Below are 23,538 nucleotides of genomic sequence, written 5' to 3'. Positions count from 1 at the left end.
CGTTCAAATGAACGTCCTGCAGATATCGATCGCGGCGATGCCGTTCCTGCTGGCGTTGACGAGCCGGATGCGCAAGGCCATCGCGCCCTGCCTTCTGACGAGCCTCTTCACGGTGCTGCTAGGCGAGGAGCCGCACCGCGCAGTCGTCGCCTGGTGTGTCGGCATGCTGATAGCCGCCGTCGCGCTGCGCGAACGGCTTCGCGCCGGCTGACCCGGGACACTGCAAAGAAAGACGCGGCGGGGGAGGCCCCCCGTCGCGCCCGATTTCTTGCTCGCTGGTCCAGGGCTGAGAGCGCCCCGATGCCAAGCCTCTATTCAAAGCTCAGCGGGCGATCCCAGCGAGGTGACAGCGCTTGGTAAAAGACACTGGATCACCTCCTTTCGTTGGTTTCGGGAGATTCCAATATAGGCGGCATTGCCGCCGCTGTTAAGGGGAGCGGGATCGGCCGGAACCGTGCCCTGTTCGCAAGGCCGGCTAGCTGCCGACAAGGCGCCGTCGCGGCAGTTGAGACCGCCGTCCGGGCGTGTTAGGGAGCGACTTACGCGGGTGTAGCTCAATGGTAGAGCAGCAGCCTTCCAAGCTGAATACGAGGGTTCGATTCCCTTCACCCGCTCCAATGTTTTCAAGTACTTATCGGACTTGTTAATTTCCATTCCGACAAGGCCGCGGAATCCATTCCGACAAATGTTCACTTTCTGGCCGCTTGCTTGCGCCGCTTGATGCGCTTGATCTGCGCGTCCTGCTTTGCCTCGTCGTCGTGATGGAGGTAGTGCGCCATCGCCTTGGTCGATGACCATTGCCCCTTCTTCATCAGCTGCGTTTCTGTGAGGCCGGACGTGCTCGCCTCGGTGGTCCCACCATGCCGGCCAAACGACGTGAAAGTCAGCTCAGGACGCAAACCCGCGGCCAGAATGATCTTCTTCGAAATGCGTTCGACTTGAGTCAGCATCTCGCCCTTGCCGCTCCAAGGTAAACTACTGCCATCTCGGCGCAGCATGAGGCCGCCCGTCGGTCGCAATGCTTTCACGGCGTCGAGCTCAGCCATCAGCAGGGGATAGAGCGGCTTACCCTTCCTGTCGAAGAGCGGCTCCCACGAGCCCGTGCTCGTCTTGTAGTTGATGACATAGACATGGTTCGGGCGGCTATCAGGCCGGTAGTGCTCCGCCATAAACCGGATGAAGATATGGGCCTTACGCTGCAGCCATTCCCAGCCGATTAGGACACCCGTTGCTAACGACGGATATCCCAACTCGATCGCTTTCGCGCGGAATGCCGCCAACTCGTCAAAATTGGCATGTGGCGTTTCGCGCGAGGTGGATTGCAGGCCCATCTTCTCAAATGGGTTCTTCGGCGGAAAGAGGTGAGGGTGTGCCCGTGAAATCGTATTCCATGCGCCGCGCGCGCTCTTCATCGCGTGGTTCACGGTCGTGCGGCGTTCGACCTTCTCGCCGTCGACACTCTTGTAGAGCAGTTTCTCGAACAGATCGTCCGCAAACGCCGTATCGATGCTCGAAACGCGTAGCGTGCCAAGGCGCCTTCCGTCCTTCAACAAATATTCGCAGATCATCTTGATGCCCGTCTCATGCACACGACATTGACCGGGGCTCAAAGGCTGCAAACGCTTTGCCGACTTCTGTTTCCACGTTCGACGATACTCGTGAAACATCCAATCCAGCGTTCCGATCACCACTCCAATGCCCACGGGATTCGCGTCATCGCCACCCGTCAGCCAACTGTCGAACGCGGGCAGCAAAATCCTCTCGGCGCGCTGCACGGCCAACTCGTAATCGGTGCCGAGCGGTTCGTTCTTGACTGGGCAACCTTTCTTACGTGCCCACGTCGGCACGTCAAAAAAATACGCAAGGCTCCCTTTCTGAAGGCGTTTGCGCCTTGTGTAGCGAGGCAGCGGCAGTGCCGAACGTCCCACCCTCATCACAATAAACTCCTGGACACCTCCGGATCGTCCTCAGGACCTATTGGAATCGATCTTTCTTCCCGTATCAACACAGAAATGCGTCCGTCAGGCCAGATCTCGACACGCGCGACTTTGCCACCACTGTCGAGAACACCTCTAACAGCGCGCTTAATATCTGCCTCGGTAAATTTGGCCCGGGACATGTTAGTTCTGAAGTATGGGAGCGGTGGCCCATCAAATCATGTCGATCAGTTGTGGCTCAACTGAAATGAGGGAAAGCTTGGAGCACCGTGGCGAAATTAAACGTGTCAGAAGATCGTCTTGCGGCAAGTAGGTCGTGTGAGAAGATGCAGATCATCTTCACTTGATCTGATGGGGCGGCAAATCGTGGGCGCAATTACCGAAGCCTTACCTAGTTGCCGCTGTGTGGCTGGAGCTAGTTCAAACTTCCCCATGATGGATTGGAGCGAGAGTTTAGTAATTCCAGCCAGTTAGAAGGCCGCGTGTGCACGACGTGTGCACCGGTAGATCAAGAAAAATCCATCATTAGCCAGCTTTGGCAAGCGGCCTTGGAGCGATGATGGGGCTCGGGAGGTAGTTTCGTGCGATAGGATTGACGTGCGTATGTCTTCGCCGGGGCCCTGCCGATGTGGCAGCCTCAATGAGCGTCTGATGAATTGCTCAAACCAGAGCGGGCCGACGACCACAAACTTAGAAGCGCCGAGGGAGGGCCGACGGTCAGTCAGTCGATCCGTTCTGTCCCCTCGAGAATGTCCATCTCTTCCACGGTCAAAGACGCGAGAATGGGCGAAAGTATTCGCTCAACGGTTCCATTTCGACGAGCCCGGCCCAACGCCCGAGAGTGGCAAACGCATTTGATCAATTCTACAATTTTTAGTTGAGTAGTGCCCCCGACGCAGAGAGCGTATGTCCGGCTACATCTGCTACCAAGAGCTCTCGAGCGCGAAAAGAACAACCATGAAGGCCCTGAACGAGCAGCGCGTTCACGTGGCCGCACTTCGAGCGCGGCGTTCCGGATGCTCGGCACGGCGATCCGCCAAACCAGCAGCCGCGTTCAGTTGAAGCGAGCCGGTCGCGGACTACCAACTTGTTCAGGCGATGATCGCCGACTGCCCGACCGAGATTTCAAGTCGATGATCCTCGGTACTGCGGGCAAGCGCGACCGCGCCTCCGGAGGGGATTCTGCTGGAGTCGCGCGACAACAGCGTAAGCTATCCGGCCTGTGTCTTCGCTGATGAAAGATGGAATGGCAGCGGGCCGGCAACTCAGCCTTCGAGTTTCGGTTGCCGCTGACACGGCAACCCGAACCTTTGCGCGCCGAACGGCTCTCCGCGAGGGCTTCTGCTCCGGCTGCCGGCAGCGGCGTTTGAACCCCGGCGCTGGCCGACCGGCCCTGGCAGTTGCACCCTATCGCCGGGGGCAATGGTGTCAGACCGTGCATTCGAACTTGCCTGACGGCGGTAGCTCTGCTAATAGTTAAACGGTCAGTCGGATTATTATTCGCTCGAGGGCCGGACGATGAACGTTGTGCGACGGATGGCGCAATGGAACGAGCTGATCCACCCCGATCGGGTCCATGGCTCGCTCTACACCGATCGTTCCATCTTCGAGGCGGAGCTGCAGAACATCTGGTACCGGACCTGGGTCTACGTCGGCCACGAGAGCGAGGTCCCGAAGACCAACGACTACGTAATCAAGTCGATCGGCCCGCAATCCGTGATCATGACGCGCGACGAGCAGGGCAAGGTCAACCTGCTGCTCAACCGCTGTTCCCATCGCGGCAATCAGGTCTGCTCCTATGAGCGCGGCAATGCGCGGTCCTTCACCTGTCCGTTCCACTCATGGACCTTCGCCAATGACGGCCGCCTGGTTGGCTATGCCTTCCCCGATGGCTACGAGGGACAGGACAGGGCCGAGCTCGCGCTCGGTCGGGTGACGCGCGTCGAATCCTATCGCGGGTTTGTGTTCGGCTCCTTCGCCGCCGATGGGCCAACGCTGAAGGAGCATCTCGGGGGCGCCACGGAGACCATCGACCGGCTGGCGCGCACGTCGCCGGAGGGCGAGGTCGAGATCACGGCGGGCTTCCTCAAGCATCGCGTGAAGGCGAACTGGAAGTTCATCCTTGAGAACGAGTGCGACGGCTATCATCCGGCCTTCGTTCACACCTCGATCTTCGGCGTCGCCGACAGCATGATCGGCAAGCTCTACGGCGGGACCTCGACCGCACTGACCCGCGACTACGGCAACGGCCACACGGAGATCGACCTGCGGCCGGAGTTCCGCAAGCGCGACCTGCCGATGAGCTGGTTCGGCACCAGTGAAGAGCGCTTGCCCGCCTACGCGGCGCGCATGAAGGCGGCTTATGGCGATACGTCCGCGCGCGAGATCATGATCGACGGCACGCCGCATGTGATGATCTTCCCGAACCTGTTCATTGCCGAAATCCAGATGTTCGTCATTCAGCCGCTCGGTGTCGACGACAGCGTGCAGCACGTCACTGCGCTCCAGTTCAAGGGGGCGCCCGACCTCAACCGCCGCCTGCGCCAGCAGACCATGGGCTCCGTCGGCCCGGCCGGCTTCCTGCTCGCCGACGATTCCGAGATGTACGAGCGCTGCCATCGCGGCGTGCTGGCGCGCAATCCGGAATGGGTCTTTCTCGGCCGCGGCGAAAAGCGCGAGCGCCGGGACGAGCTCGGCTTCAAGGTCGGCCACGTCACCGACGAAGTGCCGTCGCGCGGCATCTGGGCCCACTATCGCAAGCTGATGGAGGCCGCCTGATGCTGTCGCGCGAGAGCAGCGCCACGCTGATGAGCGCGGTGACCGCCTTCCTGAATCGCGAGGCGCGCCTGCAGGACGAGCATCAATACGAAGCCTGGGAAAGGCTCTGGACCGATGACGGCGTCTACTGGGTGCCGGCCAACGGCGCCAATATCGATCCGGAGCGGGAGATGTCCATCATCTACGACAACCGCTCGCGGATAGCCCTGCGCGTGCGCCAGCTCATGACAGGCAAGCATTTCACCCAGACTCCGCAATCGAACCTGCGCCGGCTCGTCTCCAACATCGAGCTGATGGACGAGCGACCGGGCGGCGACATTGCGGTGGCCAGCAACAGCCTGATCTTCGAATCGAGCTTGCGCGACGACACGCTGTGGGCCGCCCGCAACGAGTATCGACTGCGCCATGTCGATGGCGACCTGCGCATGGCTTACAAGAAGGTGGTGCTCGTCAACAACGACAAGGCGATCTACACGCTGTCATTCCTGGTCTAGGAAAGCTCTCGCGCCATGATCGACAAGGGACCCGTTCTGCTCGACATCGATGACGGCATCGCGCGCCTGCGTCTCAACCGGCCCGATGCCGCGAACGGGATGAGCGTCGAGCTTCTCGGCGCGCTCTGCGATGCCATCATGGCGTGTCACGGCCACCCCGATCTGCGCGTGGTGCTGCTGAGCGGCGAGGGCGCGAACTTCTGCGCCGGTGGCGACGTGCGTGCCTTTGCATCCAAGGGCGAGAAATTGCCGGACTATATCCGCCAGGCGACGGCCTATCTGCAGAATGCGGTCACCGGTTTGCTGCGGCTCGAAGCGCCCGTCATCGCCTCGGTGCACGGCTTTGCGGCGGGCGGCGGCGGCTTCGGCCTCGTCTGCGCCTCCGACATCGTCATCGCGGCCGAGTCGGCCAGGTTCCTTGCGGGGGCGACGCGGGTGGCGATGGCGCCGGATGCGGGCGTATCCGTCACGCTGTCCCGCCTGGTGGGCCTGCGGCGCGCGATGTCGATCCTCCTCACCAATCCCGTGATTACGGCGGCCGAGGCGCTACACATGGGAATCCTCACCAAGGTCGTTCCTGACGACGAACTCACTGAGGCCTCGCTGGCGCTGGCGCGCGAGCTCGCCGCCGGCGCGCCGAAGGCGCTTGCCGCGACCAAGCGCCTGGTCTGGGCCGGCACCGGGACGAGTATCGAGCAATGCCTATCCGAAGAGGCGCGCACGGTCTCGGAGCTGTCGGGCATGGCCGACGCGCGCGAGGGCCTTGCCGCCGTCATCGAGCGGCGCAAGCCCGTCTTCGCGGGACGCTGAGCGTGGCCGATACGCTTCCATTCGGACGTCTGGACGGCCGGCGCGCCTTCGTGTCGGGCGGCGCGCGCGGCATTGGCGCCGCGATTGCAAAGAACTTCGTCGGCGCGGGCGCCAATGTCGTGATTGCCGATCTCGACATGGCTCAGGCTTCCGAAACAGCGCGGCAGATGGGCGCCGTGGCGGTTCGTCTCGACGTCAGCGATGCGGGCGCGGTGCAGGCGGCGATGGCGCAGCACGGGCCGTTCGACATCCTGGTCAACAATGCCGGGATCGACCAGCACGCCTTTTTCACGGAAACAACGCCGCAGGACTGGGCGAAGCTGATCGCGGTCAATCTCACGTCCGTTCTGGCCTGCACCCACGCCGCACTGCCGGCGATGCAGGCTGCAAGGTACGGCCGCATCATCAACATCACTTCCGAAGCCGCCCGGCTCGGCTCCAGGGGCGGGGCGGTTTACTCCGCCGCCAAGGGCGGGGTCATCGCCTTCACCAAGAGCATGGCGCGAGAGAACGCGCGCTACGGCATCACGGCGAACGCGATTGCGCCCGGCCCGATCCGCACGCCAATGCTGGATCAGGCGGTCGCCCGCGGTGGCGACAGGATTCTTCGCGCGATGACCGACGCAACCTTGCTGGGCCGACTCGGCGAGCCCGATGAGGTGGCAGCGGCCGCGCTGTTCCTCGCTTCCGACCAGGCCGCTTACATCACGGGTGAGACGCTCGGCGTGTCCGGCGGCATGGGGATCGGCGGTTGAGATGAAGGATGCGGCCAGCGATATTGCGGTGACCCCCGTGGATCGTGCGGTCGAGCGGCTGCAGTCGATTTACCGCAAATGGACGCGCGATACGGGCGTCGAGCAGATGCGTCGCGATTGGGATGAAGCGTTCGCGGGCTGCTCCGTGCCGGTGACCTGCCGTCAGGTCTCCGCCGGCGGTGTCGAGGGCGAGTGGATCGTGCCGGCCGCCGCGCTGCAGGAGAGAGCCATCCTCTATCTGCACGGCGGTGGCTTCCGTGTCGGCTCGATCGCCTCGCACCGCGATCTGATCGCGCGCATCGTTCACGCCTGCGGCTGCCGTCTCCTGGCGATCAACTACCGCCTGGCGCCGGAGCATCGCTTTCCAGCCGCGCTGGACGATGCCTTGAGCGCCTATCGATACCTGCTCGACCAAGGCTTGCGGCCGGCCGACATCGCGCTCGCGGGAGATTCGGCCGGCGGCAATCTCGTACTGGGCGCCATGCTGGCGTTGCGTGATGGCGGCGAGCCCCTGCCGGCTGCCGCCGTGCTGATGTCGCCCTGGACCGACCTCGCCGTGACAGGTGCGAGCTACGAAAGCCGCGCGAAGGCCGACCCGATCCATCAGCGTGCGATGATCCTCGCGCTTGCGAAGAACTATCTGGGCCGGGATGGCGATCCGCGTCATCCGCTGGGCTCACCGCTCTACGCCGATCTGTCCGGCTTGCCGCCGCTTCTGATCCAGGTCGGCGACCGCGAGACGGTGCGCGACGATTCGACCGAGCTCGCTGCAAGAGCCAGGGCTGCCGCCGTCAACGTCGAGCTGCAGATCTTCGATGGCATGATCCACGTGTTCCAGATGTTCCCGGAAATCCCGCAGGCTGGAGAAGCGATCGCCGCGCTTGCAAATTTCCTGCGCGGACATCTGCACATTGAAGATGGGAGGGCGGCACAATGAACGTCATGACTTCAGGTTCCCGCCAGCCGGTTGACGCCGAATTCCAATTTTCGGAGCAGCCCAATCTGCCCGAAGAGCTTCGCATGCTGCGCGAGCAGGTACGCCGCTTCGTCGAGAAGGAGGTCGTGCCGCAGGGCGACGCCTGGGAGCGCGACGGCAAGATCCCGCGCGAGATCTTTCGCCGCATGGGGGCGCTCGGATTCCTCGGCATGCGCCACGCGCCGGAGTATGGCGGCACCGACATGGGCCCGCTGGCCTCGATGGTGTTCGCCGAGGAATTGGGGCGCTCGAGTTTCGGCGGTTTCACGTCGTCGATCCTGGTGCACACCGACATGTCGGCGGTGCACATCTCGCTGCGCGGCACGCCGGAGCAGAAGCAGAAATACCTCCCGGCAATCATCCGCGGCGAGACCATCTGCTCGATCGCAGTGACCGAGCCGGACGCCGGCTCCGACGTCGCCGGCCTGAAGACCCGCGCGACCCGCGATGGCGACGGCTGGGTGATCAACGGCTCCAAGATGTTCATCACCAACGCGGTCTACGGCGACATCCTGATCGTCGCGGCCCGTACCGATCCGCATGCCAAAGGCAGCCGCGGTCTTTCGCTATTCATCGTCGATCGCAATTTGCCCGGCATCGCCGTGACCGAGCTCGACAAGCATGGCTGGCTCTGCTCGGACACCGCCGAGATCGCCTTCCAGGACGTCCGTGTACCGGCGAATGCCCTGCTCGGGGAGGAGAACAAGGGCTTCTACGGCATCATGGAGACGTTCCAGAACGAGCGCATCTGCATCGGCGGCATCTGTGCCGGCGAATCCGCCAAGGCGATCGAGCTGACGGCAAGCTACGTGAAGACGCGGCAGGCGTTCGGCGGACCGCTCTGGAATCAGCAGGCCGTGCGGCTGAAGCTCGCGCAGCTCGCGGCCAAGGCCGCCGCCGCGCGCCAGCTTGCCTATCACGCCGCCGAGCTCGCCGCGGCCGGGCAGCCGTGCTTGCGCGAGGTGTCGATGGTTAAGGCGCTGTCGCCCGAGGTGCTGCACGAAGTCGTGCACGGCTGTCTGCAGTTGCACGGCGGCAGTGGCTTTATGCGCGGCACGCCGATCGAGCGTATGGTTCGGGACGCGCGGGTCCTGACCATCGGCGGCGGCGCCACCGAAGTCATGCTGGAAGAAGTCGCGAAACGGATATAGCCGGACCCTTGCTGACGGGGAGCACGAGAATGCAGAACACGCGTTCCGACACCGCGCGGGCGCTCTACGCGGCGCTGGCGGCCGGAAACAGGGAGCAGCTCGAGATGCTGCTCCATCCGGATTTCGTCGGCGAGATCGCCGAGGGAATGCCCTTCGGCATTGGCGGCCGGCACGAGGGCTCCTCTGCGATGCGCCGCAATGGGTGGGGCGCGATCGCCCGGCATTTTGCGGCACGTGCGGAGCCGGAGCGCTTTCTCGAGGTCGGAAAGGCGTGCCTGCTCGTGACCGGCCGGTATCGTGGCGAGGGCAGGCATGGAGGAGCCTCTCTCGACGCCTCCTTCGCGCACCTCATCACGTTCGAGGGCGAGCGCATCACGCGTCTCGAGCAATATACCGATACGGCTCGCTGGCATGATGCCGCGAGCCCGTTCAAGACCGTCCTCCTCGATATCGCGGATGGTGTTGCAACGCTTAGGCTCAATCGTCCCGACAAGGGCAATGCCATCAACGAAGAGATGGCCGCGGATCTTGAGGAAGTTTCAGTACGAATTGCCGAAGCCCCGGGCTTGCGCGCCGTGCTGATTGCAGGAAACGGTTCGAACTTCACCGTGGGAGGCGATGTCACTCTCTTCGCCGGCACGCCGTCCGCCGAGTTGCCGGGCAAGCTTCGTCGCATGATCGATGGCTACCATCGCGCCATCGATCGCTTGACTAGCATCGATGCACCGGTCGTGGCGGCGGTGCGCGGCGCGGCGGCCGGAGGCGGATTGGGCCTCCTCTACATTGCGGACATCGTGGTCGCATCCACCGACGCGCGGTTTGCGCTCGGATATGGCGCGCTGGGCCTGACCTCCGACGGCGGTAACACCTGGTTCCTGCCACGGATGGTCGGCATGCGGCGGGTGCAGGAACTGTTCCTGCTCAATCGCCGCCTGTCGGCGCAGGAGGCCCTAGAATTCGGCTTGGTCTCCCGCCTGGTGCCGGACGATGCGGTGGAAGCGGAAGCACTTGCCATCGCCCGCGAGCTGGCGGTGGGGCCGACGCGGGCCTTTGGCGCCATGCGGCGCATGCTACGGCAGTCCTTTGAAACGAGCCTCGGCAATCAACTCGAAGCCGAAATGCAATCCATCGTCGGCGCGAGCCAGTCCGACGATGCGCGCGAGGGCATCGCCGCCTTCGCGGCCAGGCGTCGGCCCGTCTTCAAAGGCGGATGACCGGGCGCTGCACGGCCATCCGCCGGTGGTGATCACTTCACCGGCTTAAAGCTGACCGTAGCCGTGTCGGCCTGCATGATCTGCAGCTTCTGGTTTGAGAAGCGGACGCCGGGTCCGAAGCTGATCGGAGCCATCACGCCGGTCTCGACATTCTTGGTCTTCTCCAGCTCGCTGATCGTACAGGCCCAGGTCGGCTGCTTGCCGCAACGCTCGACCGCCGCGATCAGGACCTTGGCCGCGGCATAGCCGCTCATCGTGTAGCGATTGATCCCCTTGAACTCGGCTTCCGACACGAGCGGCTTTGCCTTCTCGAGGAACGCCTTGCCGGCTTCGCCGGCAAAAGGCTCGACATAGTCCACCGCGAAGATGCCATCGCCGGCCGGTCCCATCAGCTTGAGCACCGGCTCGACGCGGCCGGGCCAGAAGATGCCGGTCACCGGCTTGACGTTGAGCTTCTCGAGCTCCTTCATCATCGCGATATTCTCCGCGATTATGCCGCCGGCCAAGAATACTTCGGCGCCGGAATCCTTCAGTTGGAGCATGTCGGACGAGAAATCCTGCTGGCCCTTCTTGTAATTGCCGCTGTAGACGACGTTCAGCTTCTTCGACTTGACCACGGAATCGAAGCCATCGCGCACCGTGATGCCGTAGTCGTCGTCCTGCGTGATGAGGCCCCATTTCTTGCCAGGGTTCTTTTCCGCGAGGTAGTTGACGAGATGAATGATTCCTTCTTCGTAGGATTGACCGACCACGAACACGTTCTTGCGCGGCGGCTCCCACAGCAGCTTGACCGGCGCGACGTCAATCACCGTCGGGATGCCTGCCTTCTCGAGCACGGGCATCACGGCGATCGACTGGCCGGAGCCGGACATGCCGAGCATGGCAAAGACCTTGTCGACCTCGATCAGCTTCTTGGCGCCCTGGATGGTGCGCGCAGTGACGTAGCCGTCATCCTCCAGCACGTACTTGATCTTGCGGCCGTTGATGCCACCGGCGTTGTTGGCTTCCGCGATCGCGATCTTGTGGCCGATCGAAGCGGCGACGCCGAGGAGCGCCGGCGGACCGGTGAGCGGTTCGACGTCGCCGATCAGGATCTCCGTGTCGGTGATACCAGGGTCGGCAGCCAACGCGCTGCCGCCGGCGAGCAGGGCCGCTGCGAGCAGCAGGGACGCAGTCATTGGATGATTTCTCATGTCTCTGTCCTCCCTCAAAAATTGATCTTTGTATTCAGTATCGCAGTGGCCAGTTCACCCAGGCGCGGCGGATGTCGTGCCAGGCACCGACCAGGCCGCGCGGCTGAAAGCGAAGGAACAGGATGATGACGAGGCCGTAGAGCATGCTCTTCAGCTCCTGCGCCCCGGTCGTGAACACCGCGTCGAGCTGCGCGCTGAAGACGCTGAAGACGAGGCGCGTCGCCTCGGGAAGCAGCACGATCAGAACGGTCCCGAGCACGGCGCCGAGCGCCGAGCCGAGGCCGCCGACGATCAGGATCGCGAGCGCCTCGATCGATAGCAGGAACGGAAAGCCTTCGACGCTGACGAAGGAGAGGTAGATGCCGTAAAGGGCGCCGGCGAGGCCGGTAATGAAGGCCGACGTGACGAAGGCGAGCAGCTTGTAGGCATGCAGGTTGATGCCCATGACGCGGGCCGCGGTGTCGTTGTCGCGGATCGCGACAAAAGCCCGACCGACCCGGCTGCGGCGAATGTTGAGCGTGGCGAACAGGGTCAGCGTGGCAATCCCGAGGCAAAGGTAGGTGAAGGCCGCGTCGCCGTCAAAGCTGATGCCGAGAATCTCCGGCCGCTGCACGGAGATGCCGCGGGCGCCGTTGGTGAGCCAGCGCATCTCCAGGATCACCGTGTTGATGATGAACGAAAAGGCAAGCGTCGTGATCGCGAGGTAGAGGCCCTTCAGGCGCAGCGACGGCGCACCGACGATCAGGCTGGCCAGCGCCGGGACGAGCCCCGCGCCGAGGAAGCCGACCAGGGGCGGCATGTGATATTTCGACACCAGGATGGCGTAAGCATAGGCGCCGGTGACGAGGAAGCCGACGTGGCCAAGCGAGATCAATCCGGTGTAGCCGGTCATGATGTTGAGGCCGAGCGCGCCGGTCACGGTGATCAGGATGATCATCAGGAACGACAGCGCGTAGGCGTTCAGCACGTGGGGCGCGGCGATCAGCGCCAGCATCAGCACCGCCGACCACAGCCAGACCGGGGGTGAATCGATCAGGGCGACGAGTTCGCCATAGGTCTGCTTGTAGTCGCCGGTGCGCATCGTCCTAGACCCTCTCGATGTCGCGTTCGCCGAACATGCCGAACGGGCGGATCATCAGCACGACGATGATCATCGCGAAGCCCGCGATCTCCTTCATGCCGGAGCCGAGATAGCCGCCGGCGAGATTTTCGGTGATGCCGATCAAAAGGCCGCCGAGGCCGGAGCCGAGCACGGCATCGAGCCCGCCCAAAATGGTGGCTGGAAAGGCCTTGAGCCCGAGCTGGAACATGGCCGGCGACAGATCGTAGGAAAGCGCGAAGAACACCCCGCCGATCCCGGCGATGACCGAAGAGGCCGCCCAGGCCAGTGCATGGACGCGGGTGGCGCTGATGCCCATCAGCAACGCGGTCCGGTCGTCGGCCGCAACCGCTCGCATCGCGACCCCCATCTTGCTGTAGCGGAAGAACGCCCAGATCGCCGCGAGCAGCGCCAGCAGCGTCGCGATGACGGCGATCTGGCCGGTGCGGACGCCAATTCCACCCAGGCGGACGATGTCGCGCCCCATGCCGACGTCGAGGCCATGCGGATAGGCGTCCCAGACGAAGTTGATCGTCGAGCGCAGGATCACCGCGAGCCCAATGGTCACCATCACGGTCGCGAACACCGGCTCGCCCAGCATCGGCCGCATCACGACGCGCTCGATGATCAGGCCGAGCAGGACCGCGGCGAGGATGGCGCCGAACGCGACCATGACGACGTTTCCGCTGACGGTGGTCGAGATGGTCCAGGCGATATAGGCCGTGATCATGGTCATCTCGCCCTGCGCGAAATTGACCAGCCCGGTCGATTTGTAGATGACCGCAAAGCCCATCGCGATCAGGCCGTATATCGCGCCGATCGCAAGGCCCGAGATCAGGAGCTGCAGGAGATACTGCATTCAGTCCTCCGCGGGATAGATGATGGCGAGCTCGCGCGCGAACTTCTTCTCGATCATGGCGCGGCGTACCTTCTGCGTGGCGGTCAGCTCGCCGTCATCGTGGTCGAGCTCCTTCTCCAGGATCGCGAACCGTCTGACGTTCTCGACCCGGGCAAAGCGTTTGTTGGTCTCACCAACGATGCGCTCGACCAGCTCGTGCACCTCGGGAAGCTGCGACAGCGACTTGTAATTGGTGTAGGTCAGCGCCCGGTCGCGCGCCCAGCGGCCCACATTGTCGTAGTCGACCTGGATGATGGCGCCGAGATACTTCTTGGCCTCGCCGACCACGATCGCTTCCTTGACGAACTCGGAATCCTTCAGCGCGTTCTCGATCTCGGAGGGCGCGATGTTCTTGCCGCCGGCGGTGATGATGATGGCCTTCTTGCGGTCGACCACGGCGATCTCGCCATCGTCGAGCACCTCGACGATGTCGCCGCTGCGCAGCCAGCCGCCGGCCTCGAGGGAGGCCGTCGAGGCCTTTTCGTCGAGGAAGTAGCCCTTGAAGACACCGGGACTGCGCAGCAGGATCTCGCCGTCGTCGTCGAGTTTCCATTCCGTCCCGGGAAGGGGCAGGCCGCAGCCGCCGATCCGGTGGTGGCCTGCCGACTGGACGAAGGCGACGCCGCCGCTTTCGGTGAGCCCATAGCCCTGCGAGACCGGGCGGCCGATGATGTCGAAGAAGCGCAGGGTCTCGGGTGAGATCGACGCGCCTGCGCAGAGCCGATGGCGGCTATAGGCGAAGCCGAGGTGACGCTGCAGATTCCGGAACATCAGGAGATAGAGGAGGCCGTAAGCGGCACGATCGATGAGACTTTCCTTGCCCGCCTGCCGGCGGTCGGAAAGTGTGCGGCCCCAGGCGAGGCAGGCCCTGGTCAGGCCTTGCCGCAGCCTGCCGCTTTCGCCGAGCCGGAACAGAAAGCCGTGCTGCAGCTTCTCGTAGATGCGTGGCACGCCGACGAAGAAGGTCGGCGCGATCTCGCGGATATTGGTGGCGACGGTGTCGATCGATTCGGCAAAGCTCACCGTGCCCCCGAGCACCAGATGCGTCACCATACCGTAGCAACGCTCCGCGACGTGGCACAGCGGCAGGTAGCTGACGGCCTCGAACGGCTTGTCGGCGATGCCGACGGCTTCTGCGTAGGTGAAGGCGGCGTAGACGAGATTGCGATGCGTCAGCATCGCGCCCTTGGGCGGGCCCGTCGTGCCGGAGGTGTAGACCAGGATGCAGACGTCGTCGGGCGCGCCTTGCGAGATTAGGCGGTCGAGCGTCGCGTTCGCGTCCGGAGTCTCACGCGCATGGGCAAGGCCGCGCTGGCACAGCGCGTCGAACGACATCAGCGCCGGCTGGCGGTAGTGCCGCAGGCCCTTCATGTCGATGCAGACGATGGCCTCGACACCGGGAAGCCCGCCATTGTTGGCCATGGCGTCCAGCACCTTGTCGGTCTGCTCCTGGTCGCCGGTGACGACGACACGCGCGCCGGAATGCTTGACGATGTATTGCAGCTCGACCCAGGGGTTGGTTGGATAGATGCCGACGGTCACGGCCCCGATCATCTGCGCGCCGAGATCGGCGTAAAACCATTCCGGCGTATTCTCGCCGGCGATGGCGACGCGGTCTCCCGCCTTGATGCCGAGCGACAGCAGGCCCAGCGCCACCGCACGCGCCGTCTCGTGATAGTGGCGCCAGGAGTGGGGATTCCAGATGCCGTAGTCCTTTTCGCGCAAGGCCCGCGCTTCGCCATGCATGGCGGCACGCTGGCGCAAGAGTTGCGGAATGGTGATGGCGCCGTCCCGGAGCGAGGCGCGGAAGGGCGCCGCGTCGCTCGCTGGCGCGCTGCGGGGAGCTGTGGCCTGGAGCGGCGGAAGTGTGGAGCGGAGGCTGTCGAGCGTCGACATCACGATCCCGCCTGTGCAATGGCGCCGCCGGGGCGCTTGCCGCCGAGATAGGCTTCGGCGACGGCCGGGTGGTGCCTGATCTCGTGGGGCGTGCCTTCGGCAATCTTGCGGCCAAAATTGAGCACGTGGACGCGATCGGAGATGTCCATGACGATCCGCATCTCATGCTCGATCATCAATACGGTGATGCCGAGCTCGTCTCTGATGTCGAGGACGAAACGGGCGATGTCCTCCGTCTCCTCCTGGTTCATGCCCGAGACCATCTCGTCGAGCAGCAGTATCTTGGGCTCCGAGGCGAGCGCGCGTGCAAGCTCGACGCGCTTCTGCTGGCCATAGGACAGTGTCCCGACGACGGCGTCCCTGACATGCTCGATCTCGAGGAACTCGATGATGTGCTCGACCCGTTGCCGCGCCGCAATCTCCTCGCGGCGGGTGCGGCCGAAGAAGACCACGGCATCGATCACGTTGGAACGCAGGTGGGTGTGGCGGCCGGTCAGGATGTTCTCGACCACCGTGCCGTGTTTGAACAGAGCGAGGTTCTGGAAGGTGCGGCCGATCCCGGCGGCGGCAAACCTCCAGGGCGAGATGGTCGAAACATCGACGCCTTCGAATACGATGCGCCCGCCGCTCGGCCGCAGCACGCCGGAGATCATGTTGAACAGGGTGGTCTTGCCGGCGCCGTTCGGGCCGATCACGCTGCAGATCTCACCGGGCGCGACCGTGAGGCTGACGTCGGCAATGGCCTGGAGGCCGCCGAAACGCTTGCTGAGGTTTTCGACGGTGAGGAGCGCGGTCACGATAGCCACCGCTTGCGCCGCTTGTAGTGCTTGACCTCGCGCAGGCTCTTGCGGCCGGCCGAGGAGACGCCGAGGTAGAATTCCTGGACATCCTCGTTGGCTGTGAGCTTGCTGGCAGTGCCGTCGAGCACGACGCGCCCCGTTTCGAGGATGTAGCCGCAGTCGGCAAGGTCGAGCGCTCGCTGCGCGTTCTGCTCGACCAGAAGCACCGTCATCTTCAATTCGTCGCGCAGGCGGGCGATCACCTCGTAGATGCGGTCGATGATCAAAGGTGCGAGCCCCAGCGACGGCTCGTCGAGCGCGAGCAGGACCGGATCGGTCATGAGCGCGCGGCCGATCGCCAGCATCTGCTGTTCCCCGCCGGACATGTAGCCGGCGATCTGGTCGCGCCGTTCGTGGAGTCGCGGGAACAGCGAGAATACCTTGTCGCGACGCTCGCGCGCTTCCGCAGCGGTCCTCGTGTAGCCTCCCATCTGGAGATTTTCGTCGATCGTCAACGCAGCGAAGACGCGACGGCCCTCGGGTACCTGCACGATTCCGCGGCGTACGAGCTCGTCGGGGGCGAGCTGATGCACGTCCTCGCCGTGGAAGCGGATGCTGCCGTTCTCGATCACGCCTTCCTCGGTGTAGAGGATGCCGGACATCGCCTTCAGCAGCGTCGACTTGCCGGCGCCGTTGGAGCCGAGCAGGGCGACGATGCGACCCTCGGGCACCGCAATCGAGACGTCGCGAATGGCCTCGATCGCGTTGTCGTAGACGATGCGGATGTTGCGGAATTCGAGCAGGCCATCCGGCGCGGGCATCGCTTGCGTCGCAGGGCAGGAGGTCGGTGTCCGGATCGTGGTCGGCATCGATCAGATCCGGCTCGCCTGGGCCGCAGGCGGCCGCGTGGCGAGGATGGCGTCGGTGACGATCTTCGCCGTCTCGGCGCAGGCCTGCGTGCCGCCATTGCCGTATTGCTTGACCGCATCGCCGACGCACCACAGGCCCTCGATGCCGGTCTCGCGCGGCAGGTCGTAGCCGGCGCAGCTCCGTTGCGCCGGCCAGTCGCCGCGCATCACGCGGATGGAGAGGATCTTGGCCTGATCGAAATTGCTGAACTGCTCGCGCAGATCGGCCAGTGCGAGCGCAATTTCGGCATCGGAGTCGAACACGCCGAGCGCGGGAACCGGCACGGCATAGGCAACATACAGATGCCAGCCGGGCGGCGCGAGCTCGGGGCAGGTGGCGGAGAGGTTCGCCATGTTGCACAGCCGGCGCGTCTTGCCGAACGTCACGATACCGGGATGGTTCAGCAGCGGCTCGCGGCTCGCGACATTGATGACGATGTTGGCGGCCGGGCGAAGATCGTTCCTGACTCTCGTGACATAATCAGCGGGGAAGGCGGTTTCGCCGGCAAGCGCGACGGTTGTCTTCGGGCCGGCATTGCTGATGACGAGATCGGTGTCGATCCGCGTCGGCTTGCCGTCCCGGAGCAGAGTCACGCCGCTCACCTGTCCGTTCGTCGTGTGGATTTGGGTGGCCGGTGTGCCAAGCCAGACCTCGCCATTGCGCCCGACCGCCGTCGCAAGGCTGTTCCAGACGCCGACTGTCCCTTCCGGGCAGAAGCCGAACTTCTTGAAGGCGCCCTTGCTGGTGAAATAGGTGAGGAAGGCGCGAGCCGGCAGCTCGGCCGCATTGCAGGCGAAGATCGCCGCACAGAGATTGCGGAAGAGCGCATGTACGGTGGCGTTGCTGGTGTAGCCCTTCAGCCAGTCTTCGGTCGATTGCCGGCCGTCGGGCAGATTGCCGGAGCGGGCGTCGGCGAATTTCTCGAGGATGCGGGAGGCCTGCTTGGTCAGTTGCCCGAGCAGGAGCGACCAGCCGCCGCGGCCGACGTCGATCAGCTTGCCGTCGATGAAGAAGGAGCTTGCCGGCTCCGGCGCGCGAATGTCGAGCGGGACGCCGACGGTGCGAAACGTCTCCTCGAACACGCCGCCGAACTCGATCGCGATCGCGCCGATATTGACCTTGAAGCCGTCGATTTCCTCGGTGGAGGCGCGGCCGCCCAGCTTGTCGTGATCGTCGACCAGGACGGTGTAGAGCCCGGCATGCGCCAGCCGCGCCGCAGCGCACAGGCCGCCAGCGCCGGCACCGATCACGACAGCATCGACCTTCCGACTGTCCACGCACAACCTCCCTGATGCCGCCGGGTTGGTCCCGCGTGCCTGAATTGCTTGCCTGACGAGATCGGACGATATTATAATCCGACCGGCCGTTCAAATTATTTTTTGATCTGGATCAAATTTTTGGACGCCGTGGCTACGGTTCTGGTGGACTTGTGTCCGCGGGTTGAGCGCGATGGCCGAAGCGGTTGTATAGAGGAGCGGGTCGCCGGATTCGGCGGCGTTCGTTTGAGCGAGAGAGGCCGATGGCGCGGACGCGCTCCGAGAACTACGACGACATCCACCGCGGAATTATCGTGGCGGCCCGCGGCCTGTTCGCCGAATACGGCTATATGCGCGCCTCGATCGCCGATCTTGCCGAGGCGTGCAAGCTGTCCCGCGGGGCGCTGTATCACTACTTCGAGTCCAAGGAGGCGATCCTGTTCGCAATCCTGGACGAGCACGTGCGCCAGATGATCGCGGACGTCGAGAACGCGATCGCGAAACATGCCGAAACGCCTGATCAGTTTCGCGCGGCGATCCGTGCCATCGTCGATCTCAACGCGCGTTCGCCGCAAGAACAGCGCCTGATCCTCAACGATCTCACGTTCCTCGCCGAAGACGACCAACAGACGATCAAATCTCTGGAGCGCCGGATTGTCGATCTGGTTTCCGGCCTGCTGCTCCAGCTCGATAATCAGGGCAAGATCGTCAAGCGGACGCGGAAGGTCTACGCCATGATGCTCTTTGGCACACTGAACTTCAGCCACACTTGGTACGATCCCAAGGGAGGGATCGGGCCGGCAGAGTTCGCGGACATGATCGTGGATCAATTCCTGTATGGGATCGCAAGTCCCGTTGTGTCACGGCATCCCGCGATATCCGCGCGCTCTGCCAAGTCCTAGCTGACCCGCCAACGCCACAATGGTCAAGGCTGAGCAAGCGAGGTGATCTTCAGGTACTTCACCTTTCTCTGCTTCTCCAGCTGAGATATCGATTGTTGGAGCTAGCTCAACTTGCGCACGATGGATTGGAGCGAGAGTTCAGTCTTTTTAATTAGGGCCCCGCACCACATCCTTGTTGAGCTTCGCTCCCTAGGTAATGGACAAAGGTTTCGCTACTTGGCTGCAATTGGATATCGACTGCTGGAGCTAGCCCAAGCTTGCCCATGATGGACTGGAGCGCGAGTTCAAGGTTGTCAATTTCTTAGAAGGCGGTGTGTGCACAACGTGTGCAATGGAGATCAAGAAAAATCTCATGATGGCCAATGTCACACGGCTTCCCGACGGGCGTCATTGGTCGGCGGACGCCCGTATGCCGATTTAGGAGTTTTGGCCAGACCACGGAAACGACGCTTCCCGGCTTGCCTGCAAGACGAAAGGAGCGGCAGGCAGCGAGCCAAACAGGGACAATCTGATTCAAGCGAACATTTGTTAGCGCCATGTCTGCGCGCCTGATCTGACGATACTTAGTCGTCATTCGGCAAGAGCGGAAAGTCTGCGCGACGTTCAATGGAGGCAGGCGACAAGCCCGTACGCGAAATGCTGCGCAGTGACGTGCGAAAAGCACTTGGGACGATGCATCGGGCAGGTAGATAGGTGAGTTCGCAAGAGGCCGTCCCAGTGCTGGGTCGCGCCACAAGCTCTATCTTGAGCGCGGCAAACCAATTGGGGCCAGGCGCGCCCTTGCCATAAAATCCGATATAGCAGCAGACCGCAGTCGTGCTTCCCCCACGAGCGAGCGTAAATCTATTTTCTGCCGTCGGCGGAAGCAAAAAATTCTAGCGCAAGTTCAAAAACGCAGCGGACTTAGCAGATGCATAAATCTTGGCAGTAAGGGGCGGTGAGATGACGAATGATATGAGCCGGCGGGGATTTTGCATCGGAACCCCCTGATTGGGCTTCAGCCATTTCCTCACGTGCGCTGGCCCGAGCCGTTGACGGCACGGTCAAGCTCGCCTCTTTGCGCCGATGAGCGTTCCCAACGCGCGATACGGCGCGTTTTCGCTACGCGGCGCTGAGATGGCGGCGAAAGAAATCAATGTGGCGGGCGGCGCGTCCACTCACCAGCTGCGCTTGGAACCCCACATGCAAAGGCTCGACGGCTCGAAACCGAACTGGCGCGGCCGGTGCGTGTCCTCGTCCTCGATCTCGTCCACGCCGATCGAATATTCGAACACCATGCCATCCGGGCCACGGAAATAGAGGAAGCGCGCGCCTGATGTCGGATGACGGCCGGGGCCGAACACGATCGGCACACGCTGCTCCGACAAATGATAGTAGGAGCGCAGCACGTCGTCATTGCTCTCGACCTGATGATTGACGTGGTGCACGCCAGCTTTCGGTCCCGGTGCCAGGGCGATCGTGTGATGGATGGCGTTGACCCGCATAAGCGCGACGTCGCCGATGCGGTCACTGACGCGTGCGTTGCAGACCTGGGTCCAGAACCGCTCGTCCCGCGCGGGATCTGTCGTGAACAGGCCGACATGGCTGAAGCCGGTGATGCCGGCGTCGCGGGACGCGAAATAGCGCTTGCCGCTGCGGTCCGGCCGTACCACCAGCTCGATGTGGTTGCCGCTCGGGTCCTTGAAGCCGATGAATGCCTTGACCTTGCGCGACGCGCATTCGCCCGCCGTTCCCGCATGCACGGGGTGGCCCAACTGGTCCAGCGTCGCCGCCGCCGCATCGAGCTGGGCCTCGTCATCGACTTCGAACCCGACGGTCTGCTCGGCGGGATCGCCCTCGAAATAGCACAGCGTATGAGCACGGTCGTCGGAGCGAAGGTAGAGCGCCTTCCCCGATTGTTCACCGACCTGCAGGCCAAGACACTTGGTCGCGAAACTTTCGGCGTCCTCGAGGTTCGACGTCCCGAAGCGGACGTATGAGAGATCCTTGAGCTCGATCATGTGTTTTTCCTCGGTGGACGTCAGTTCAACCGGCTGGCGCCGGCTGCATTTCCGCGATGTCGATGCACCGGCTGCCCCATTCGCAGAGCGAGGACGCTTCAGGCGTAAACTGCCGCGGACGATGATCGGGCTGCAAATCCTCGAGGCCGTAGCCATAGCAGAAAATGTAGCCTTCCGGCCCGGCAAACCGGACGAACATCTGCCGCGAGGCCGGCTCGCGTCCCGGGCCGTGCACGATCCTGATCTGCCGCTCCTCGACGAAGTAGTTGTTTTGCATAAGGGCATCCATGCTCTCGACCCCGTAGCAGACGTAGACGAGCCCGGCTCGGTCCGATGGGTAGAGCGCCACGCGATGATGCATTTGATCGATCCCGAGGTAGGCGATCTCGCCGACCCTGTCGGTAATCCTGGCACCGAGAATGGCGGTCCACAAATCGAGATCGTCCTGCATCGCGCGGCTGCGCAGACCGACCCCCTGCAAACCCGTGACGCCGGCGTCGCGGCTCGGAAAATAGCGGCGGCCGCTCAGAGCGGGCCGCAGCACCAGATCAATCTCGTTGCCGCTGGCGTCCTCGACAATCAGTGCGCGGCGGACGAAGCGCTGGGCGCACTCATCCTTCGATGCCTCGCGCGTGGACAAGCCGCGGCTCGCCAGCGCCTGCGCGATGCGCTCGAGCTCGCGATCGTCCGCGATCTCGATGCCGATGCTCGGCTTCTCGGCGCCGCCGGCCAGACAAAGCGTATAGTAACGCTGGTCGGAGCGATAGAGGAAGGGCTCCAGATCGCTCTTGACGTGCTGCAGACCAAGAATCTTGGTGGCGAAGGCCGCCGCCGGCTCCGGGGCTTGCATCGCGAGCCGGACGTAGCAGAGCTGGATCGCTGGGCCGCGTGGTGATGCAGGCGGCTGCTTCGTCGCTGTCATTTCTGCTTCCCCGATCGCTTGGACTTCAAGGCCGCGATGTGCTGGCCGACGATCATGCGCCAGGCGCCCATCAGTCGCGTGAACTGCTCGGGATCGTTCTCGATCAGCGTTCGCACCGCAAATCCGCGGACCACGCTCAACGTCAGCGCGAGAATGTCGCTGGCCGACTGTTTGGGCAGACCCGATGCAATCAGCGTATCCAGCCAGGCGGCCTCGATCGAGAAGCGGATCTGGCGCGTGAACTGCGAGGTCTCGTGCCTGAGCCGGCGCGTGCTCTCGTCGCTCATGGCGAGCGCGAGCCCGATGAAGAAGTGATCCCCGAAGAAATAGTCCTTGGCGTCGTCCATGATTTCGCTGATCAGATCGCCGCTGCTGCGGGCCAACCGGGCGCGGCGCGTGCTTTGCGCGAAGGTCATTTCATTGACGTAGGTCATGAGCTCCACCACGAGAGCGTGCTTGCTCGGAAAATGGTGGAGCAGGGCCCCGCGGGAGACCCCGGCCAGCTTGGCGACTTCGATGGTCCGCAAGCCGCCGAATCCGTCCTTCCGGATCAGCTTTGCTGCGGCCTCGAGCAGGAGCTTGCGCGTGGTCTCGCTGCGCTCAGCCTGGGTCCGACGCGGGGCATAGGTCGGTTCGGCCGAGCTGTCGCGGCGCGAGCGGAGCTTCTGGCGCGGGGCGGGCGCCTTCAGTATTCGGGCGCCGGACTGGTCGGCCGGTTTGGGATCCTTGGTATTCGACATGGGCACTCTCTTCGGGATCGGAGACGTCTTCGCCAGCGAGCCGGCGACCACTTCCGTCACAGCATCGTGCTGCCGCCATTCACGCTGATAACTTGGCCGGTGACGAACGACGCCTCCTTCGAGGCGAGGTAGCATACCATCGACGCGATCTCGTCCATATCGCCGGCCCGGCCCATCGGGACGACATCGACAAATCGTTGCAGCGCCTGCGCCGACATCAGCGTGGCCTTCTGCACTTGCGGCGTATTGACGATGCAGGGTGCGACTACGTTGAAGGTGATGCCGTCCTTGGCGAACTCGCGGGCGAGGCCCGTCGCGATAGCATGCACGCCTCCCTTGGCGGCATTGTAGGCGGCGTGGTCCCACAGGCCGTTGCGGACCGAGTCGGCGCCGATATTGACCACCCGGCCGTACCCCTTCTCCTTCATGACGGGAACGGCGTGCCACGTGCACCACACCGTCGTCCACAGATTGCGGTCGATGGTCCTGCGTAGGGTGTCCGGCGTATGTTCGAGGAAAGGCTTGATGATGCCGCCGCCGGCATTGTTCACGAGCACGTCAAGCGTTCCATGGGTGTCGACTGCCGTGCGGATGAGGGCGCCGGCGATCTCCTCCTTCGAGAGGTCGCCGGCCTTGATCGTCGGCTTCTCATGCCCGCTTGCTGCGATATCCCGCGCCACTGCGTCGAGCTGCTTGTCGTCGACGTCCGACAGGACAAGGCGAGCGCCGCCTTCGGCAAAATGCCTAGCGATGACGGCGCCAATTCCGCTGGCGGCGCCGGTGACGACGACCACCTGGTTGGTAAAACGAGCGTTCATCCACTGTCCGT

The 23,538-nt window shown here is 63.6% G+C and carries 21 protein-coding genes, 1 tRNA gene and 1 pseudogene; 11 read left to right on the top strand and 12 right to left on the bottom strand.

Annotated features, from left to right (window positions below):
• Positions 1-7: 7 nt before the first annotated feature.
• The gene (locus ACYCVF_RS16115; RefSeq protein ID WP_459604466.1) at positions 8-211 is read left to right on the top strand and encodes a hypothetical protein; all 204 of its coding nucleotides are present in this window, start codon (positions 8-10) and stop codon (positions 209-211) included.
• Between the two features lie 332 nt (positions 212-543).
• Positions 544-617 (top strand) — tRNA-Gly (locus tag ACYCVF_RS16110).
• Between the two features lie 72 nt (positions 618-689).
• Here ACYCVF_RS16110 and ACYCVF_RS16105 read toward each other — a convergent pair.
• Positions 690-1,934: a hypothetical protein gene (locus ACYCVF_RS16105; RefSeq protein ID WP_459606335.1), complete on the bottom strand. Its 1,245-nt coding sequence runs from the start codon at positions 1,932-1,934 to the stop codon at positions 690-692.
• A 1,521-nt stretch (positions 1,935-3,455) separates the two neighbouring features.
• On the opposite strand from ACYCVF_RS16105, the gene ACYCVF_RS16100 reads away from it, so the two are divergent.
• From ACYCVF_RS16100 to ACYCVF_RS16070, 7 genes are read left to right on the top strand one after another with little or no spacing between them, the layout of a single operon-like run.
• The gene (locus ACYCVF_RS16100) at positions 3,456-4,715 is read left to right on the top strand and encodes an aromatic ring-hydroxylating oxygenase subunit alpha (protein ID WP_239622974.1); all 1,260 of its coding nucleotides are present in this window, start codon (positions 3,456-3,458) and stop codon (positions 4,713-4,715) included.
• Positions 4,715-5,209 (top strand): aromatic-ring-hydroxylating dioxygenase subunit beta, encoded by a 495-nt coding sequence (locus ACYCVF_RS16095; protein WP_239622975.1) that lies wholly within the window; start codon positions 4,715-4,717, stop codon positions 5,207-5,209. The genes ACYCVF_RS16100 and ACYCVF_RS16095 overlap by 1 nt, the downstream gene beginning before the upstream one ends.
• A 15-nt stretch (positions 5,210-5,224) precedes the next feature.
• Complete coding sequence (locus tag ACYCVF_RS16090; protein ID WP_459606336.1) at positions 5,225-6,019, top strand: enoyl-CoA hydratase/isomerase family protein; 795 nt, start codon at positions 5,225-5,227, stop codon at positions 6,017-6,019.
• 2 nt (positions 6,020-6,021) lie between these two features.
• Positions 6,022-6,774: an SDR family NAD(P)-dependent oxidoreductase gene (locus ACYCVF_RS16085; protein ID WP_459606337.1), complete on the top strand. Its 753-nt coding sequence runs from the start codon at positions 6,022-6,024 to the stop codon at positions 6,772-6,774.
• Position 6,775: 1 nt separating this feature from the next.
• The gene (locus ACYCVF_RS16080; RefSeq protein ID WP_459606338.1) at positions 6,776-7,711 is read left to right on the top strand and encodes an alpha/beta hydrolase; all 936 of its coding nucleotides are present in this window, start codon (positions 6,776-6,778) and stop codon (positions 7,709-7,711) included.
• Positions 7,708-8,901: an acyl-CoA dehydrogenase family protein gene (locus ACYCVF_RS16075; protein ID WP_459606339.1), complete on the top strand. Its 1,194-nt coding sequence runs from the start codon at positions 7,708-7,710 to the stop codon at positions 8,899-8,901. Before ACYCVF_RS16080 ends, ACYCVF_RS16075 begins: the two co-directional genes overlap by 4 nt.
• A 29-nt stretch (positions 8,902-8,930) precedes the next feature.
• Positions 8,931-10,115: an enoyl-CoA hydratase-related protein gene (locus tag ACYCVF_RS16070; RefSeq protein ID WP_459606340.1), complete on the top strand. Its 1,185-nt coding sequence runs from the start codon at positions 8,931-8,933 to the stop codon at positions 10,113-10,115.
• A 32-nt stretch (positions 10,116-10,147) separates the two neighbouring features.
• On the opposite strand, the gene ACYCVF_RS16065 is transcribed toward ACYCVF_RS16070, so the two are convergent.
• The 7 genes from ACYCVF_RS16065 to ACYCVF_RS16035 are packed head-to-tail and all read right to left on the bottom strand — an operon-like array spanning position 10,148 to position 18,166.
• Positions 10,148-11,308 carry an ABC transporter substrate-binding protein gene (locus ACYCVF_RS16065; protein ID WP_459606341.1) on the bottom strand — a complete coding sequence of 387 codons (1,161 nt, stop codon included), beginning with the start codon at positions 11,306-11,308 and terminating at the stop codon, positions 10,148-10,150.
• A 34-nt stretch (positions 11,309-11,342) separates the two neighbouring features.
• Complete coding sequence (locus ACYCVF_RS16060; protein ID WP_459606342.1) at positions 11,343-12,389, bottom strand: branched-chain amino acid ABC transporter permease; 1,047 nt, start codon at positions 12,387-12,389, stop codon at positions 11,343-11,345.
• Positions 12,390-12,393: 4 nt separating this feature from the next.
• Positions 12,394-13,266: a branched-chain amino acid ABC transporter permease gene (locus tag ACYCVF_RS16055; protein ID WP_239622983.1), complete on the bottom strand. Its 873-nt coding sequence runs from the start codon at positions 13,264-13,266 to the stop codon at positions 12,394-12,396.
• Positions 13,267-15,201 carry an AMP-dependent synthetase/ligase gene (locus tag ACYCVF_RS16050; protein ID WP_239622984.1) on the bottom strand — a complete coding sequence of 645 codons (1,935 nt, stop codon included), beginning with the start codon at positions 15,199-15,201 and terminating at the stop codon, positions 13,267-13,269.
• The gene (locus ACYCVF_RS16045; protein ID WP_239622985.1) at positions 15,201-15,998 is read right to left on the bottom strand and encodes an ABC transporter ATP-binding protein; all 798 of its coding nucleotides are present in this window, start codon (positions 15,996-15,998) and stop codon (positions 15,201-15,203) included. The genes ACYCVF_RS16050 and ACYCVF_RS16045 overlap by 1 nt, the downstream gene beginning before the upstream one ends.
• Entirely contained in the window at positions 15,995-16,849 is an 855-nt protein-coding gene (locus ACYCVF_RS16040; protein WP_459606343.1) for an ABC transporter ATP-binding protein, read from the bottom strand. Before ACYCVF_RS16040 ends, ACYCVF_RS16045 begins: the two co-directional genes overlap by 4 nt.
• 3 nt (positions 16,850-16,852) lie before the next feature.
• A complete protein-coding gene (locus tag ACYCVF_RS16035) occupies positions 16,853-18,166 on the bottom strand; it encodes a phytoene desaturase family protein (protein WP_239622986.1) in 1,314 nt (437 codons plus the stop codon).
• Between the two features lie 242 nt (positions 18,167-18,408).
• Here ACYCVF_RS16035 and ACYCVF_RS16030 point away from each other — a divergent pair, with 242 nt between their 5' ends.
• The gene (locus tag ACYCVF_RS16030; protein WP_239622987.1) at positions 18,409-19,047 is read left to right on the top strand and encodes a TetR/AcrR family transcriptional regulator; all 639 of its coding nucleotides are present in this window, start codon (positions 18,409-18,411) and stop codon (positions 19,045-19,047) included.
• Between the two features lie 1,003 nt (positions 19,048-20,050).
• Positions 20,051-20,220, top strand: a pseudogene (locus ACYCVF_RS16025) (ABC transporter substrate-binding protein); the annotation flags it as partial.
• Here the strand turns inward: ACYCVF_RS16025 and ACYCVF_RS16020 are convergent.
• The 4 genes from ACYCVF_RS16020 to ACYCVF_RS16005 are packed head-to-tail and all read right to left on the bottom strand — an operon-like array spanning position 20,205 to position 23,527.
• A complete protein-coding gene (locus ACYCVF_RS16020; RefSeq protein WP_459606344.1) occupies positions 20,205-21,047 on the bottom strand; it encodes a VOC family protein in 843 nt (280 codons plus the stop codon). The pseudogene ACYCVF_RS16025 and the gene ACYCVF_RS16020 sit on opposite strands and share 16 nt — an antisense overlap.
• Before the next feature lie 25 nt (positions 21,048-21,072).
• Positions 21,073-21,969 carry a VOC family protein gene (locus tag ACYCVF_RS16015; protein ID WP_459606345.1) on the bottom strand — a complete coding sequence of 299 codons (897 nt, stop codon included), beginning with the start codon at positions 21,967-21,969 and terminating at the stop codon, positions 21,073-21,075.
• Positions 21,966-22,709 (bottom strand): TetR/AcrR family transcriptional regulator, encoded by a 744-nt coding sequence (locus tag ACYCVF_RS16010; protein WP_459606346.1) that lies wholly within the window; start codon positions 22,707-22,709, stop codon positions 21,966-21,968. The genes ACYCVF_RS16015 and ACYCVF_RS16010 overlap by 4 nt, the downstream gene beginning before the upstream one ends.
• Before the next feature lie 56 nt (positions 22,710-22,765).
• Entirely contained in the window at positions 22,766-23,527 is a 762-nt protein-coding gene (locus tag ACYCVF_RS16005) for an SDR family NAD(P)-dependent oxidoreductase (RefSeq protein ID WP_459606347.1), read from the bottom strand.
• Positions 23,528-23,538 lie beyond the last annotated feature (11 nt).

It is taken from the genome of Bradyrhizobium cedriense (assembly GCF_054602315.1).
Note: the sequence above shows the minus strand (reverse complement) of the source record. Positions and strands in the feature narration are given on the sequence as shown.